The following is a 15,374-nucleotide window of genomic DNA, read 5'->3' on the forward strand; positions in this document are numbered from 1 at the left end:
CACGCGATAAAAAAGGGGCTGCGATCTCATGATTGCAGCCCCTTTTGCTCAAATAACGAAGCGCTTATTTCTTCTCTTCCGAGCGCTTGACGAGTTGTTCGAAATCCTGCGCCGCGCCGCCCGTTCCCGCTGCCAGCCGCGCCAGCGCCGAAGCCGCCGTATCGCGCCGCACGCCGCTTTCCGGCCGATACTGCTTAGGCAACGCAATGAAGAACGTCGCGCCGTGATCCGGCTGGCCTTCGCCCCAGACCTTGCCCCCATGACGCTCGATGATCCGCCGCACGTTCGCAAGTCCGATTCCCGTGCCATCGAATTTTTCATCGACGTGCAGCCGCTGGAACACGCCGAAGAGCTTGTCCACGTAGCGCATGTCGAAGCCCACGCCGTTGTCGCGCACGAAGTACACCGTGTAGCCCGCGAGTTCGCCCGTGCCTTCCCGCGAGCCGATTTCGATGACCGGTTGCTCGCGCGCGCCGCTGAACTTGACCGCATTGGCGATGATGTTATTCAACGCCACATGCAAAAAGACGTGATCCGCTTCGGTGGGCGGCAGCGCATCCACCTTCCAGTGCACACGCGCTGACGTTTCCTCGTCGATGTCGGTCTGGATGACCGTATGCACGAGCGCATGCATATCGACCTTATGCGGCCGCAACGCCGCGCGGCCGAGTTGCGCGAAGGAAAGCAGGTCGTCGACGAGACGCCCGCCGAAGCGTGCCGATGTCACGATACGCTCCAGATAGCCGCGCCCACGCTCCGACAGTTTCTGGCCGTCCATTTGCTTGAGCAGATCCGCAAAGCCCACGATATGCCGCAACGGCGCTCGCAGATCGTGCGACACCGTGTACGAAAAGCCTTCCAGTTCGTGATTTGCGCGGCCGAGTTCGGTCGCCAGTTGCGCGATCTCTTCCGCACGCCGCAGCACGATGCCGAGCACGGCCGCGCGGAACTCCAGCGCAATCTCGCGCTCGGCGGTGCGCCACGGCAAGGAGCGATTGCGCACCTCGTCGGTCCACGTTTCGAAGCTCACGCGCGGCGAGAGCGAAGAAGAAAGCCCCGTTAGCTTCGCGCGCGGATCGCCTGCCCATTCGATGGTCTGCACGACCTCGCGGCGAAACCAGATCACGTAATTGCGATAGATCTTCGAGATCGATACCGCGAGAAAACCCGCGACATTCGGCGAATCTGGCAGTACGGGACAATCCGCCGATGCGCGATCCGACAGCACCACGTCCTCGCTTTGCTGATCGAGCCAGTCGACAAGCGCTGTCACGTCGTGCTCGCTCGGCGTCACGCCGATGAGCGACGTGCGCCCCTCGAAGATCACCGCCGCGCCCGATGCCCGCGTCAAGCCGAGCAGGTCGTTCGAGTCGTTGACCAGGGCTTCGACGAAGCTGTCGGTATTGGCCATCGACGAAAGCAGCTTCGAAAGCATGCGGCGCAGTTCGAGCCGGTAATGCGCTTCGTTTTGTGTTTCACGCGCCTCGATCTGCAGCGAGACGATCTGCGCGACATGCTCGCAAGCCGTGCGTACTTCGAAGGGCGGCAGGCGCGGCGTCGCGTGATGACAGGAGATCAATCCCCAGAGCGTGTCGTCGACGACGATGGACATCGACATCGAGGCAAGCGTGCCCATGTTGCGCATATATTGCAGATGCACGGGCGAAACGCTGCGCAAGGACGCGTAGGTGAGATCGGTCGGCCGGCCAGTCTGCGGATGCAGCGCGGGCACGAGCGGCGCGGCTTCGTAATCGGCGTTCGAAATCAGGCGGATGCGATTGCGCTTGTAGAGTTCGCGCGCCTGGGCGGGAATATCGGACGCGGGGAAATACTGGTTCAGGTATGACTGATAGCCCGGCTCGATGGCTTCGGCGAGCACGTGGCCGTTGCCGGCTTCGTCGAATTGATAGACGAGCGTGCGCCCGAAACCGGTAATGCGCGCAATTTCCGTCGCCGCGAACTGGCAAAGCTGCTCGACCGTGCGCATGGACTGCACTTCGGTGACGAAGGAGCGCACGAGCGGATACATGCTCGAAAACACTTCGGCGGTATGTTGCGCGGGTTCCAGTTCAACGAAAAGCAAGCCTTCATGCCGATGCACGACGAGCGCGAACGGGCCGCTTTGGCTCCAATGATCGATGACGACATTGCCCGTGTGGATCGTCGCGCCATCGCGCGTAAGCCTTCCCAATTCGGCGACGGCGCGGCGGCTGGCTTCATCGCCGATGACGAACGACAGCGGCTCGCCGAGGCAACGCTCGGGCGCGATCGACGTGAGTTGCGCGACATTGCCACTCACTTGCAAGATCGTGCCTTGTGCGTCGATGCTCAAGAGAAGACCGTGCGGCTGGATGCCGCCAGGAACGTGAATGGGCTCGCGCGCGCATTCGGCATACGCCGATGCATCGGGCGCATTGAATTCACTGCTGTGTGCGGTGGAGGAGTTGTCCGTCATTGTCTCGATAAGGCGTTTCGGCGGCGCAAAGGCGCGCCGGTTTGTCCAATGGCCGCAAGCTTTCAGGCAGCAGACGCATTAAGACGACGATCGGGTCGCGGGCTTCGTGCGGCCCTGACACGACGGTCGAAGACGATTTACGGTTCGCACGCCGGTCTTCGAGCCGGATTTTTGTCTGCATGTCGATGCGGCACGGCCGGTCATTTCTACTCCGGGCGGCGCATCCTGGCTGATGAAGCAATTGTAAGCGGGCATCGCAATCCTTGTTTTCAGACCGGCGCATTCATGCGGATATTCGGGCATACCGGCGCTTTCGCATGAATCGTTCCGCGCTTCGAGTCGCACGAAGTCTCGCGGTACAGTGGCAGTTGGTCACGAGCCTTTCATGGAGTCCGACCGTGAAATCCGGCACTGAAAAGAGCGCGCCTTGGGTGGAGGAATATGCACGGACCGCGTCCGCCATGTGGTGCGGCGACCAAGTGCGTATTCGCAATGTCCGCAACTTTGTCTACCGAACGCGGGACGAAGCCACGCCCGCCTATTTCGACGCCATCTATGAGATCTCGCGACTACAGACGGTCGATCTCGTGGTGTCGCGCTGGACGCATGAATCCATTGCACATGTGTTCGTAAGCTTCGGTTTCGACGATGGCCGTTATCTCTCCATCTCAATCGAAACGCGCCGTCGGCAAGGGCAGCATTATTCGACGTGGCGCGGCTTCTTCAAGCATTACGATCTGATCTATGTCGTGGCCGACGAGCGCGATCTGATCGGCGTGCGTACCGATATACGGCGCGAACGCGTGTCGCTGTATCGCGCGCAGGTCACAGCCGCCACCGTGCGCGCGCTGTTCAAAGACTACATGCGGCGCGTGAACGACCTGAACGAACGCCCCGAGTTCTATCACACGCTCTTCAACAACTGCACGAGCAATATCCTGCATCACGCGCGAACGGTCGCGCCGCATCTTCGTTATAGCTGGAAGGTGCTGCTAAGCGGCCACGCCGACGACTACACCTATCGCATGGGCCTGCTCGACAACACCTCGACGTTCGATGAACTCAAGCGGCGCAGTCTCATCGTGCGGCCGGAAGGCGCGCGGATCGACGAAGACTTTTCGGCGGCGATCCGGCGCGCTCATTGAGTGCTTGGGTCAGCCGGCCGTTCTCGCGGCGACGCTGCCGGAACCGGCATGAAGCGCCCGGCGTGCGCAAAGCGCGAGCAACACGCACGACAGCCCGTTGAAGAGAAAGAGTCCGCGCGGACCGAAGACGGTCATCAATAGCGAAGCCAGCGCCGGACCGGTCATGCCGCCGAGCGAGAACAGCACGAGCAAGGTCGCCGAGATGGCGACGCGCAAATGCGCCTCCGTTCTATCATGCACGTGCGAAACGATGAGCCCGTATTGCGTGAACGTCACCGCGACATACGCCAGCGTGCCGCACCACACCACCGCGCGAAAATCGAAGCACAGCAGCACGAAGCTCAAGGTCGCCGAAATCGATGCCGTGTAGAACACGAGACGCCGCCTGTCCACCTTGTCGGAGAGACGGCCCATCGGCCATTGCGGCAGGAGTGCGCCGATCAGCGCCACGCCCATGAAGGTCGCGAGTTCGCTCGTCGAAAAGCCGGAGCGTTGAAGATAGACCGGCGTCATCGAATAGAACGCGCTGTAGAGAAAGCCCGCGAGAATGCAGCCCGGAACCGCGAGCGGCGTCGCGGCCATCATCTCGCGCAGGCTCTCGCGCCAGGTTCGGGCGGGCACGCGGTCGAGGTTTTCATCGGCGACCTTGACGGGCCAGCCTTCCAGCAAGGTCACGGGCAGCACGGCGGCGGCGAACAGCGCGGCGGCGATGGAGAATTGCTGCGCACCCGTGCCCGCGCCGACATTCAGCAAGAACTGCCCGGTGCCGACCGCGAGATAGTTGATGGCTGCATACGAGCCGAAGACCTGGCCGCGCCGCTCGTTCTCCACCGTGCCGTTGAGCCAGCTCTCGATGGACGTATAAAGCCCCATGAACGCGACGCCCGTGAGAATACGCACGAGCGCGAGGAGCCACGGCGACTCGCTCGCGCCGAACGCCAGCGCGAGAATCGACGCGGCCGCTGAAAAAGCCACGAATGTCCGATGCTGCCCGATCCGGTCGATGAGCCGCCGGTTCACCACCGCGCCGAGAATGAAGCCCAGGTAATAACACGACTGAATGAGGCCGATCACGAGCGTCGGATAACCCGCCTGCAGGATGCGCAGCGGTATCAGCGTCTGGAAGAGTCCGTTTCCCGCGACGAGCAGCGCATAGCCGCACAACAGGCCCGCGAGCGCGCGATAACTGCTGCCCGCGCCGCCGGGCGGTGGCGGCGGAAGCGGGTCGCCGCCCGAAGGCGGTGTCTGACGGCCGAAGAGCTTGGCTTCGGTGAGCGGTCCGGTCCGTGCGATGGATGAGGACTCCGGCGTTGTCTCGCTCTGTGTCTGATCGGAAAACTGCGGCGTTTCGTCTGCTATTTTTGTCATGACACTCGTTTGCGTTCGGAACGGCCCTTGGTCGAGGCGCGTTCGCACCCGATGCTACCTGAAACCGGAACGGCGCCTGAGCACGTGTGCGACCAATTCGTGATCGACACCGACATCGTGGCGCTTTCGAGCTTCGCCTCGCGCGCTCACGGTCATGCCATTAGCGAGTACGATGTCAGGCCGCCGCGTGACGATGCGGACATTGAGACGAGGAGCGCCTTTGCGACAGACGTTCGATATTCGCCGTGGTTGGCCCGCGCATCGGCGCGCCGGTAGCGCATGACGCGGGCATCGAAGGGGAGCGTGCGGTTCACGCGGCTCGCGTGCTGCATTGCCGCCGCTCATGCCGCTGTTTATGCCGCCGCTTATACCGATGCAGCGCACGCGCAATCATATAAAGACGTCGCGCCGATTGTCCCGCCCGCCGCCGAGCGTCCGCGTGCACCGCAGCCGCCCGCCGAATCCGGCGATGCGTCGCAGGCCGTAGCGATCGCGGATTTACGCGGCATCGCTTTCGTGCGCTCGGACGGCGCGGCCGGTTCCGCCAGCACGCAAGGCACGCAGAGCGCTGCGATCACGGCCAGTGGCGCGCCGCTGCTCGATTCCAACTTCCTCGATACCTTTGCGGCCGATCTCGCCCATCCGCTCACCTTCGCGCGTCTGGCCGAAATTCGCCGCGCCGTCGTGCAGCGTTATCGCGAGGCGGGCCTGCCGCTCGTCGATGTCTACGTGCCCGAGCAGGATGTGAGCGACGGCGTGGTGCGCATTGCGATTGCCGAGTTTCGCGCGGGGCGCGTGCTCCCTCAAGGCAATCGCTATTTCTCCGATGCGCTCCTCGCCCGCGAGATGCCGCTGCCCACCGGCGAGCCGATCCGCGAAGCCGATGTCGCCGCGGGCCTCGCGCTCCTGAATTCGAACCCGTATCGCCGTGTCGACGTGATCTATGCGCCGGGCGCTGCCGCGAATACCACCGATGTCGTCCTGCAGACCGAAGACCGGCTGCCGTTGCGCGTCTACGGCGGCTACAACAACGACGGCGTGCCGGACCTGGGCCGCGACCGCCTGCTTGCGGGTTTCGACTATGGCAATCTGTTCGGCACGGATGCGCGCATCGGCTATCAGGCGACGGCGAGCAACGACCTCATTTCGGGTAATCCGGATATCGAAGGGCGGCCCAACCGGGCGCGCTTCGTCGCGCATTCGTTCAACCTGATTGCGCCGCTGCCGTGGCTCGACCGTATCGAACTGTTCGGGGTGTATGCGCAAAGTACGCCACGCTTGCCGGACAGTTACGGACAGACGGGCACGAGCGCGCAGCTCAGTTTTCGCTACGACTGGCGCCTTCCGCCGCTCGACAAGGCGGGTGCGTGGCAGCAGCAACTGCAACTCGGCTACGACTTCAAGCGCTCGAACAACGACCTCGAATTCGGCGGCTTTCAGGTGTTCAATGCCAATACGCACGTCCATCAGTTCGTGCTTGCCTACGATCTGACGAAGAGCGACGCATCCGGCGACACGCATCTGAATGCATCGCTCTACGCGAGCCCCGGCTATCTCGACGGCAGCAACAACAGCGACGCCTTCGATACCGCGCGTCTCGGCGCGAAGCCGCGCTATCAGTATCTGCAACTGTCCGCGCAACGCGATACGCCGCTGGGTGCGACGGGCTTTTCGGTATCCGCGCGCGGGCTCGTGCAGTGGACCAACAACACGCTTTTGCCGAGCGAGGAACTCGGGATTGGCGGCGACTCGACCGTGCGCGGCTACGACCCGTACGCGGCGCAAGGCGATCGCGGCTGGAACGTGCAGACGGAGTTGCGCTCGCCGGCCATCACGTTCGGCTTCGCGGCGATGCAGCCGTTTGTGTTTTTCGATGCAGGGCATGTGTGGAACCGCATCCCCGAAGCGGGCGAGGTAAACAATGCATCGCTTGCGAGCATCGGCGGCGGTGTGCGTTTTCAGATGAGCCGCTTCGTCACGTTCAGGGGAACGCTTGGGTTTCCGCTCAGGGCAGTCGTGCCGAATGGCTCGAAGGCGCCGTTGGGGGAGATATCGGTGGTGATCGGGAGTTGAGCGTCACGCCCAAGAAAAAGGCCGAACGAGCGTCCGGCCTTCCGCACCACGAACTCAATGTCAGCTAGATCAGAACGCGTGCCGCAAAGCCACTCGCGCGACGAACTGATTCGAATTCGACGACACTTGCTGCGCGCCCGGAATATACGCGTTGTCCAGCACCGAATCCGTCGAAGGCCCGTGGATTTTCTGATAGGCGCCTTGCACATAGACGTCCGTGCGCTTGGACAGGAAGTAATCCGCCATCAAGCCGAACGAGTGAATCTTCGGCTTGACCGTGCCTGAAGCCGCGTCGTACGTCTCGATGGAATACACATACTGCGCGCCGATGAAGAACGCCGGCGTGAACTGGTACTTGCCGTTTACTTCGAAGTTCTGATACTTGACGGCGTTGAGCGTGTTGCCTGCTGCCACGAGCGTGCCGCCTATATAGCCATTGGTCGACGGATCGCGATAACTCGAATTCGTATAGGCGAAGCCTGCCGTTGCGGGGCCGAACGAGTAGTTCACGCCCGCGCCGTAGACCTGCATGCGTCTCGCGACGAAGCTCGCATCGTTGGCCGCGATGGCGCCGATGCCACCCGCGCCGACGCCGTCCGCGCGCATATATGCCGCGCCGGCCAGCAAGCCGCCATTCGCATACGAAGCGCCGACGCTATACAAGCGGTTGTCCGCGAAACCCGTGCTGTTGCTGAAGCCATACAAGCCGCCGAACTTGAAGCCGCCGAAAGACGGACTCGCATACTTCACCGCGTTGTTCACGCGAAACGAGTTGTCCGTGTTGTCGTTGTCGAACGGATGCGCGAACAGGTAGCCCGCGAAGTTGCCGTTGGCGGTGGTCGGCGCAAGGTAATCGACGACGGAATCGTACTGACGCCCAAGCGTCACCGAACCGAAGCGTTCGTTCTGCACGCCCACGAAAGCCTGACGGCCGAACATGCGGCCACCCTGACCCGCCGCGCCGTTGCTCAGGTTCAAACCGCTTTCCAGTTGATACACGGCCTGAGTCGCGCCGCCGAGATCTTCGACCCCGCGCAAGCCCCAGCGGCTGCCCGACGCATAACCGCTCGTCAATTCGTAGGCGTGATTTCCGCCGACGTTGCTCGTGTAGTCGAGGCCTTCGTCGAGCACGCCATACAGCGTGACGCTGCTCGCTGCAAAGACGGAGGAAGACAGGCAGCAGACTGCTGCGAACAGAATGGCTTTAATTCTCATGAAAGTCTCAAGTTTTCTTGTTTTATCCGATGACGTCGGCATCGCTCACGCGAAAACGCCAAGGATGGCTAACGATGAGCGACGGATTGTGCGTGATCGACGCGCGCTTGCAAAGGGATTTCGCCGAACATCGAACGTGAGTTTTTTGAATGTTCTGCCAGCAAATTCTTCGCTTGTCGCTGCAGCGCGAAGCGCGGAAAAATGGGCTGAAAGTCGTAAGAGGCAGCCGCGACATCAGCGGCGCTGGTTTTTCCGCTGCGGCCGCCGTCGCCCGTCATCGAACCAGGAATCATCGAGAAACATGAAGTCAGAACGCAATTTCGTGAACGGATGTTTCATCGCGCCCGCAAGCGATCAACGCACCGCCGTCGTCAATCCGGCTACCGAAGAAGTGCTCGGCCACGTGCACAACGCAACGCGCGAAGAGGCGCTGCAAGCCGTTGAATTCGCCGCCACCGCGCAAAAGCGCTGGCGCGTGATGCCCGCCGCCGAGCGCGCGGTGCACATGCAGCGTCTCGCGGACGCCATCGTCGAAGCCTCCGCCGATATCGGCGCGGCGCTCGCCTCCGAGTCGGGCAAGAGCCTGACCGACGCCACCAACGAAGCCATCTACGCCGCGCAGATCACGCGCTATCACAGCGAATGGGCGCGGCGCATCGAAGGCGAAGTCATTCCGAGCGATACGCCCGACGAAAACCTCGTGCTGCATCGCGAGCCGATAGGCGTCGTCGCCTGCCTGATTCCCTTCAATTTCCCCATCTACACGCTGCTGCGCAAGGTTGCGCCGGCGTTGATCGCGGGCAATACGGTGGTCGTGCGCCCGAGCAACAACACGCCGCTGTCCGCGTTCGAATTGGCGCGCGCCGTCGAACGCGCTGCATTGCCGCCGGGCGTCGTCAATATCCTGGCGATGGATCACGCCACCGCCGAAGCCGTCTGCACGCATCCGGCAGTCGGCATGATCACGCTAACGGGCAGCGTTTCCGCAGGCCGCAAGGTGCTCGATTACTGCAAGGCGAATATTGCGAAGCCTTCGCTGGAACTGGGCGGCAAGACGCCCGCGATCATCGAGCCGGATGCCGACTTGCAGAAGGCCGCGCGCGAACTCGTCGCCTCGAAGCTCACGCATAGCGGTCAGCTTTGCACGGCCATCGAGCGCGTTTATGCGCACGCGAGCATCCATGATGAATTCGTTCGCCTGCTCAAGGAGCAGATGCTGGCCAAGCAGATCGGCGACCGTTTCGAAGACGCGAGCTTCATGGGGCCGCTCGTCAACGAGGCATCGCGCAAAGGCATTCACGCCATGGTGATGCGCGCGGTCGAGGCAGGCGCTGTGCTCGAAACCGGCGGCGAAGTGCCGAAGCGCAAGGGCTTTTTCTATCCGCCGACGCTTTTGTCCAACTGCCGTCAGGACATGGAGATCGTGCAGGAAGAAACCTTCGGGCCGGTGCTCGCCGTCGTGCGCTACGGCACGCTCGATGAAGCCATCGCGATGGCGAACGATCATCAATTCGGTCTTTCGTCCGTGCTTTACACCGAAAACTATCGCACGGCGATGAAGGTCGCCAACTCCATCGAAGCGGGCGAGCTTTATATCAACCGCACGCCGGCTGATCCGTATCAAGGCTTCCACGCGGGCTGGAAACGCTCCGGCATCGGCGGTGACGACGGCAAGCACGGCATGCTCGAATTCACGCAGACGCGTCTCGTCGTCATGAAGTACTGACCCAGGCCGTGTCTTCTCGCGAGGACGCCGCCGTTTTCCTTTTCCAACTCACACAAAAATATACGAAGGCTGCGGGCTTTGCGCCCGCGGTTCATCGAGGAGCCTCCCGTGTCATCGAATCCCGCTCAAACCAGCCAGGGCGCGGCTGCGCTGCCGCTCAAAAGCGCGCGCGCCGACCGCTATCTGCAACTCGCGCTGCTCGTGGTCGCCGCCGGCGCGATCTATCCGATTCTGTATCTGCGGCAGGTTTATCAGCCGACGATGCTCGAAGTCTTCCGCATCACCGAAGAGCAACTCGGCTATCTCTACTCCGCGCTCGGCACGATCTTCCTGATCTGCTATTTGCCAAGCGGCTGGCTTGCGGACCGCGTCGCGCCGCGCGTGCTCATCTGTTTTTCGCTGATCGCGACCGGCGCGCTCGGGCTGTGGTATTCGACGGCGCCTTCGTTCGCCTCGCTGATCGTGATCTTCGGCTGCTGGGGTTTGACGACCGGCCTCACGTTCTGGGCCGCCATCATCAAGCGCGTGCAGATGATCGCCGCCGCCGACGAGCAAGGCCGCTTCTTCGGCTTTCTCGATGGCGGTCGCGGCTTGATCGAAGCGCTGCTCGCGACCATCGCGATTTCGGTCTTCGCCTACGTGACGCACACGCGCGGCGACTCCACCGCGGCGGGTTTCAAGCTCGTGGTCTATATGTACGCGTTCCTGTGCATCCTGCTTGGCGTGGTGCTCGGGCTGGTTCGCGATCCCGACGCGGGCGCCACCGCCGTGGCGAAGCGCAAGAGCAACGTGCTGCGCGATCTCGCCGTGCTGCTGAAGAATCCGCAGTTGTGGCTGCTCGCGGCCATCGTGTTCTGCGGCTATCAGGTGTTCTGGGCGACGTACAGCTTCTCGGCGTATCTGCATGAGAAGGAGATTGGCCTTTCCGTGGTCGCGGCGGGTTTCATCACCACGCTCAAGCTGTGGATGCGTCCTATCGGCGGCATCGGCGGCGGCTTTCTCGGCGACCGCTTCTCGAAGTCTTCCGTGCTCGTGTTCGCCCTCTTCGCAGCCGCGCTCTCGCTTGTCGTGCTGATCGTCGCGCCGGGCATTTCGAGTCACGTGCTGATCGCCGTGGTCGTGCTGTTCATCGGCGTGATGACCTATGCCATTCGCGGTCTCTACTGGTCCCTGCTCGACGACTGCAAGGTGCCGGCCGAGACGAGCGGCCTCGCTATCGGCCTCATCTCGGTGATTGGCTACTCGCCGGACGCATTCCTGCCGCTCGTCAACGGGCATCTGACGCAGAACTATCCCGGCGTGCTCGGCTATCAAATGTACTTCGGCTATGTCGCCGTGATGGCCGCGCTCGGCGGTGTCGCCGCGCTCGTCTTCAAGCATCGGCTCAAACGCATGGAACGCAAGGAATCGCAGCAATGAAAATCGCCGCGCTGGAAACTCATATCGTCGCCGTGCCGCCGCCGCATGTCGGTGGCATGTACTGGATCTTCGTGAAGCTGCGCACGGATTGCGGCATCGAGGGCGTCGGCGAGATTTACTCGGCCACGTTTCATCCGAAGGCGATGACGCCGATCATCGAAGACGTGTTCGAACGCTATCTGCTCGGCCACGATCCGCATCATGTCGAGCGCTTCTATCGCGAAGCCTTTTCGAGCGGCTTTACGCAACGCCCCGACCTCACCATGATGGGCGTCGTAAGCGGCCTCGAAATGGCGTGCTGGGACATCATCGGCAAGGCGGCGGGCAAGCCCGTGTACGAACTGCTCGGCGGCCGCGTGCACGAGCGTCTGCGTTCCTACACTTATCTTTATCCGAAGAACAGTCGTGGCGAATACGACTACGACGACCCGGACCTCGCGGCGGAATGTGCCGCGCACAACGTCGAACTCGGTTTCACGGCGGTGAAGTTCGATCCGGCAGGCCCCTATACGGCGTATTCCGGCCACCAGATTTCGCTCGAAGTCATGGACCGCTGCGAAACCTTCTGCCGCAAGGTGCGTGAAGCGGTTGGCAGCAAGGCCGATCTGCTGTTCGGCACGCACGGCCAGATGGTGCCATCGTCGGCGATCCGCCTCGCGCAACGCCTCGAAAAGTTCGATCCGCTGTGGTTCGAGGAGCCCGTTCCGCCGGGACAGGAAGACGCGATGGCGCAAGTCGCCGCGAAGACGAGCATTCCGATTGCGGCGGGCGAGCGTCTGACCACGAAGTACGAGTTCTTCAAGCTGCTCGAAGCGCGCGCCGCATCGATTCTGCAATTCAACGTCGGACGCGTGGGCGGGCTACTCGAAGCGAAAAAGATCGCGAGTCTCGCCGAAGTGCATTACGCGCAGATCGCGCCGCATCTGTACAACGGGCCTGTCGGCGCGGCGGCCAGCGTGCAGATCGCGGCGTGCTCGCCGAACTTCCTGATTCAGGAAAGCATCGGCACGTGGGACGGTTTTCACGCCGAAGTGCTGAAGACGCCGATTCGCTGGGAAGACGGCTACATCGTTCCGTCGAACGAGCCGGGTCTTGGCGTCGAACTGAACATGGACGTGGTGCGCGCGCATACGCCTTATACCGGCGACCGTCTGCATCTGCAGATGACACCCCGGCCTTTCGACGTGAAAGACCTCGCGCCTGCCAAAGGCTGACACTCACCGGAATACTCAAGCATGGAATTCGATTACATCATCGTGGGCGCGGGTTCGGCGGGCTGCATTCTCGCCAACCGTCTGACGGAGTCGGGACAGTATTCGGTCCTGCTGCTCGAAGCGGGCGGCGAGGACGCGTCGTTCTGGTTCAAGGTCCCGGTCGGCTTCACCAAGACCTACTACAACCCCGAATACAACTGGATGTACTACAGCGAGCCGGAAGCGCAGCTGAACGACCGCAAGCTGTATTGCCCGCGCGGCAAGGTGCAGGGCGGCTCCGGCTCCATCAACGCGATGATCTACGTGCGCGGCCAGCCGCACGATTTCGACGACTGGGCGAAAGCGGGCAATCGCGGCTGGAGCTTCAAGGACGTGCTGCCGTATTTCCGTCGCGTGGAATCGCATCCGCTTGGCAACACGGAGTATCACGGCGCGAACGGCAAGATCCGCGTTTCGCCGATGAAGGACGACGCGCATCCGATCTGCCAGGACTTTCTGCAAGCCGCGGAAGAAGCGGGCTTTCCGCGCACCGACGACTTCAACGGCCCGAAGTACGAAGGCGCGGGCATCTACGATGTCAACACGCGCGACGGTCAGCGTTCGTCGAGCAGCTTCGAGTATCTGCATCCGGTGATGGAGCGCGGCAATCTGAAGATCGAGCGCAACGTGACGGTGCGCCGCGTGTTGTTCGACGGCGCGCGCGCCATGGGCGTGCTCGCCTCGCGTAATGGCCAGGACTTGCAGTTCCGGGCGAAGCGCGAAGTAATTCTCTCGGCGGGTGCCGTCGATACGCCGAAGCTCATGCAACTCTCCGGTATCGGCGAAGCGGAGTTGCTCGCGAAGCATGGCGTGACGCTCGTGCATGAGCTGCCGGCGGTCGGCAAGAATCTGCAGGACCATCTGTGCGTGAGCTTTTACTATCGCGCGACGGTAAAGACGCTGAACGACCAGTTGGGTTCGCTCATCGGCAAGGCGAAGGTGGCGCTGCAATATCTGATGACGCGCAAGGGACCGCTCGCCATGAGCGTGAACCAGGCGGGCGGCTTCTTCAAGGGCGCCGACGACGAGCTGGAGCCAAACCTGCAGCTCTACTTCAACCCGCTGTCGTACCGCATTCCGAAGAGCAGCAAGGCGCAACTCGAACCGGAACCGTACTCGGGCTTTTTGCTGTGCTTCAATCCGTGCCGTCCGACGAGCCGCGGTTCGGTGGAAATTGCGTCGGCGAAGGTCGAGGATGCGGCGAAGATCCGCATCAACGCGCTGACGACGGCGAAGGATATCCGCGAAGTCATTCAGGGCAGCAAGCTCATTCGCCGCATCATGGGCACGAAGGCGCTGCGCCAGGTCACGGCCGAGGAAATCTCGCCGGGACCGGGCGTGAAGAGCGACGAAGACATGCTCGCGTATTTCCGCGACCAGTCCGGCTCGATCTATCACCTGTGCGGTTCCTGCGCGATGGGTCCGGACGCGCGCACCTCCGTGGTCGACGAGCGTCTGCGCGTGCATGGCATCGAGGGTTTGCGCATCGTCGATGCGTCGGTGTTCCCGAACATCACCTCCGGCAACCTCAACGCGCCGACGATGATGGTCGCCGAGAAGGGCGCGGACATGATTCTCGAAGATTCGCGTCGTGGGGTGGTCGAGGCGTTGAAGCCGCTCGAACTTCCCGTCGCCGCATGAACGAAGCGGGTCTAGGTTGCGCGCCGCCGCCGGTCGGATAACCGGCATAATTTGACTCGATTCGTAAAATGCTGCCAAAGAGCGGCACGACTGGCGTGAAGCGCGTGTTAAATGCGCGCACGTCAGACGAGACAGGAGACAGTTTTGAAGCGGAAGATGCCCGCCCTGAACGCGCTCAGGGCTTTCGAAGTGGCTGGCCACACCGGCAGTTTCACGCGTGCGGCGGAAGTGCTGCACGTCACGCAAAGCGCGGTGAGCCGTCAGGTTCGCCAACTCGAAACGCAACTCGGCGAAGCCTTGCTGCTGCGCCGTCATCATCATCTGGAGTTGTCGGCCACGGGGCGCCTGCTACTGCAGGCGCTCAAGATGTCGTTCGATCGCATCGAGCTGACGGTGCGCAGCATTCAGGAGAAGACGCATCTCAAGCGCTTGCGCATCAACGTGCCGCCGACCTTCGCGAGCCGCTGGCTCATGCCGCGCCTGCCATCCCTTCGTGCCGCCGCGCCTGAAGTCGAAGTCACCCTGACCACGCGCCGCACCGACGAGCTCGTCGAATCCGGCGCGCTCGATTGCGCCATTCGCTTCGGCAACGGCGAATGGGCCGGGCTCGACAATCAATTGCTGATGAACGAGCGGCATATCGCCGTGTGCTCGCCCGAATTGCTGGGCGAGCGCGCGACGACCTCGGTGGACCTGAATGCGTTCACCTTGCTGCATGTGCTTGCAAGCAACGATCAGCGCTATCTCACCTGGCAACACTGGCTGAACGCGGCGGGCATAGACGATGTCGATACCCACGACGGCTACGAATTCGACCTGCTCGATCATTCGATCCATGCGGCGGTGGATGGCATTGGCGTCACCATCGCGGATCGTCACATGATCGCGCCGGAGCTTGCGCGCGGCGCGCTCGTGCCGCTACTGGATGTCGAAGTGGACGGGCATCAGTCGTACTGGCTCGTGACGCGCGCTGGACAGGACGATGCGCCGCATGTCGCGATGTTTCGCGAGTGGCTGCGCGGACAGGTCGACGAGCAGCAGCGATGCTTTGCGCGGATGCGGGCGGCAAGATGAGTCAC

Annotated in this window: 11 protein-coding genes; 7 read left to right on the forward strand and 4 right to left on the reverse strand. The window is 62.4% G+C overall.

What is annotated here, in order from left to right; all coding sequences use genetic code 11:
* Positions 1-64: 64 nt before the first annotated feature.
* Complete coding sequence (locus tag P9250_RS05610) at positions 65-2,455, reverse strand: ATP-binding protein (RefSeq protein WP_250528072.1); 2,391 nt, start codon at positions 2,453-2,455, stop codon at positions 65-67.
* Between the two features lie 398 nt (positions 2,456-2,853).
* Here P9250_RS05610 and P9250_RS05615 point away from each other — a divergent pair, with 398 nt between their 5' ends.
* Positions 2,854-3,600, forward strand: a complete 747-nt coding sequence (locus tag P9250_RS05615; protein WP_310391653.1) for a DUF4105 domain-containing protein — start codon at positions 2,854-2,856, stop codon at positions 3,598-3,600.
* Positions 3,601-3,609: 9 nt separating this feature from the next.
* Here P9250_RS05615 and P9250_RS05620 read toward each other — a convergent pair whose 3' ends face one another.
* Positions 3,610-4,968 (reverse strand): MFS transporter, encoded by a 1,359-nt coding sequence (locus tag P9250_RS05620; RefSeq protein ID WP_244829817.1) that lies wholly within the window; start codon positions 4,966-4,968, stop codon positions 3,610-3,612.
* 279 nt (positions 4,969-5,247) lie between these two features.
* On the opposite strand from P9250_RS05620, the gene P9250_RS05625 reads away from it, so the two are divergent.
* Positions 5,248-7,041, forward strand: coding sequence for a ShlB/FhaC/HecB family hemolysin secretion/activation protein (locus P9250_RS05625; RefSeq protein WP_309846702.1), 1,794 nt, complete (start codon positions 5,248-5,250; stop codon positions 7,039-7,041).
* A gap of 69 nt (positions 7,042-7,110) precedes the next feature.
* On the opposite strand, the gene P9250_RS05630 is transcribed toward P9250_RS05625, so the two are convergent.
* Complete coding sequence (locus tag P9250_RS05630; protein WP_310391657.1) at positions 7,111-8,256, reverse strand: porin; 1,146 nt, start codon at positions 8,254-8,256, stop codon at positions 7,111-7,113.
* A gap of 68 nt (positions 8,257-8,324) precedes the next feature.
* Positions 8,325-8,534, reverse strand: coding sequence for a hypothetical protein (locus P9250_RS05635; protein WP_310391659.1), 210 nt, complete (start codon positions 8,532-8,534; stop codon positions 8,325-8,327).
* Positions 8,535-8,557: 23 nt separating this feature from the next.
* On the opposite strand from P9250_RS05635, the gene aldA reads away from it, so the two are divergent.
* The 5 genes from aldA to P9250_RS05660 all read left to right on the forward strand — a co-directional run bounded on the left by aldA (position 8,558) and on the right by P9250_RS05660 (position 15,369).
* Positions 8,558-9,982, forward strand: a complete 1,425-nt coding sequence (aldA, locus tag P9250_RS05640; protein ID WP_310391660.1) for an aldehyde dehydrogenase — start codon at positions 8,558-8,560, stop codon at positions 9,980-9,982.
* A 93-nt stretch (positions 9,983-10,075) separates the two neighbouring features.
* On the forward strand, positions 10,076-11,401 hold the full coding sequence (locus P9250_RS05645; RefSeq protein WP_350029325.1) for an MFS transporter: 1,326 nt from the start codon (positions 10,076-10,078) through the stop codon (positions 11,399-11,401).
* Entirely contained in the window at positions 11,398-12,615 is a 1,218-nt protein-coding gene (locus P9250_RS05650) for a mandelate racemase/muconate lactonizing enzyme family protein (protein WP_310391663.1), read from the forward strand. Before P9250_RS05645 ends, P9250_RS05650 begins: the two co-directional genes overlap by 4 nt.
* A gap of 21 nt (positions 12,616-12,636) precedes the next feature.
* Positions 12,637-14,295 (forward strand): GMC family oxidoreductase, encoded by a 1,659-nt coding sequence (locus tag P9250_RS05655; protein ID WP_250469083.1) that lies wholly within the window; start codon positions 12,637-12,639, stop codon positions 14,293-14,295.
* 156 nt (positions 14,296-14,451) lie between these two features.
* Positions 14,452-15,369: a LysR substrate-binding domain-containing protein gene (locus tag P9250_RS05660; RefSeq protein WP_244829810.1), complete on the forward strand. Its 918-nt coding sequence runs from the start codon at positions 14,452-14,454 to the stop codon at positions 15,367-15,369.
* Positions 15,370-15,374: the final 5 nt, after the last annotated feature.

The sequence above is a fragment of the Caballeronia sp. LP006 genome (assembly GCF_031450995.1).
Taxonomy (GTDB): domain Bacteria; phylum Pseudomonadota; class Gammaproteobacteria; order Burkholderiales; family Burkholderiaceae; genus Caballeronia.

Coding starts and splice junctions, on each gene's coding strand:
- P9250_RS05610 (WP_250528072.1), bottom strand. CDS start 2,455: ATGACGGACAACTCCTCCACCGCACACAGCAGTGAATTCAATGCGCCC.
- P9250_RS05620 (WP_244829817.1), bottom strand. CDS start 4,968: ATGACAAAAATAGCAGACGAAACGCCGCAGTTTTCCGATCAGACACAG.
- P9250_RS05625 (WP_309846702.1), top strand. CDS start 5,248: ATGACGCGGGCATCGAAGGGGAGCGTGCGGTTCACGCGGCTCGCGTGC.
- P9250_RS05630 (WP_310391657.1), bottom strand. CDS start 8,256: ATGAGAATTAAAGCCATTCTGTTCGCAGCAGTCTGCTGCCTGTCTTCC.
- P9250_RS05635 (WP_310391659.1), bottom strand. CDS start 8,534: ATGACGGGCGACGGCGGCCGCAGCGGAAAAACCAGCGCCGCTGATGTC.
- aldA (WP_310391660.1), top strand. CDS start 8,558: ATGAAGTCAGAACGCAATTTCGTGAACGGATGTTTCATCGCGCCCGCA.
- P9250_RS05650 (WP_310391663.1), top strand. CDS start 11,398: ATGAAAATCGCCGCGCTGGAAACTCATATCGTCGCCGTGCCGCCGCCG.
- P9250_RS05655 (WP_250469083.1), top strand. CDS start 12,637: ATGGAATTCGATTACATCATCGTGGGCGCGGGTTCGGCGGGCTGCATT.
- P9250_RS05660 (WP_244829810.1), top strand. CDS start 14,452: ATGCCCGCCCTGAACGCGCTCAGGGCTTTCGAAGTGGCTGGCCACACC.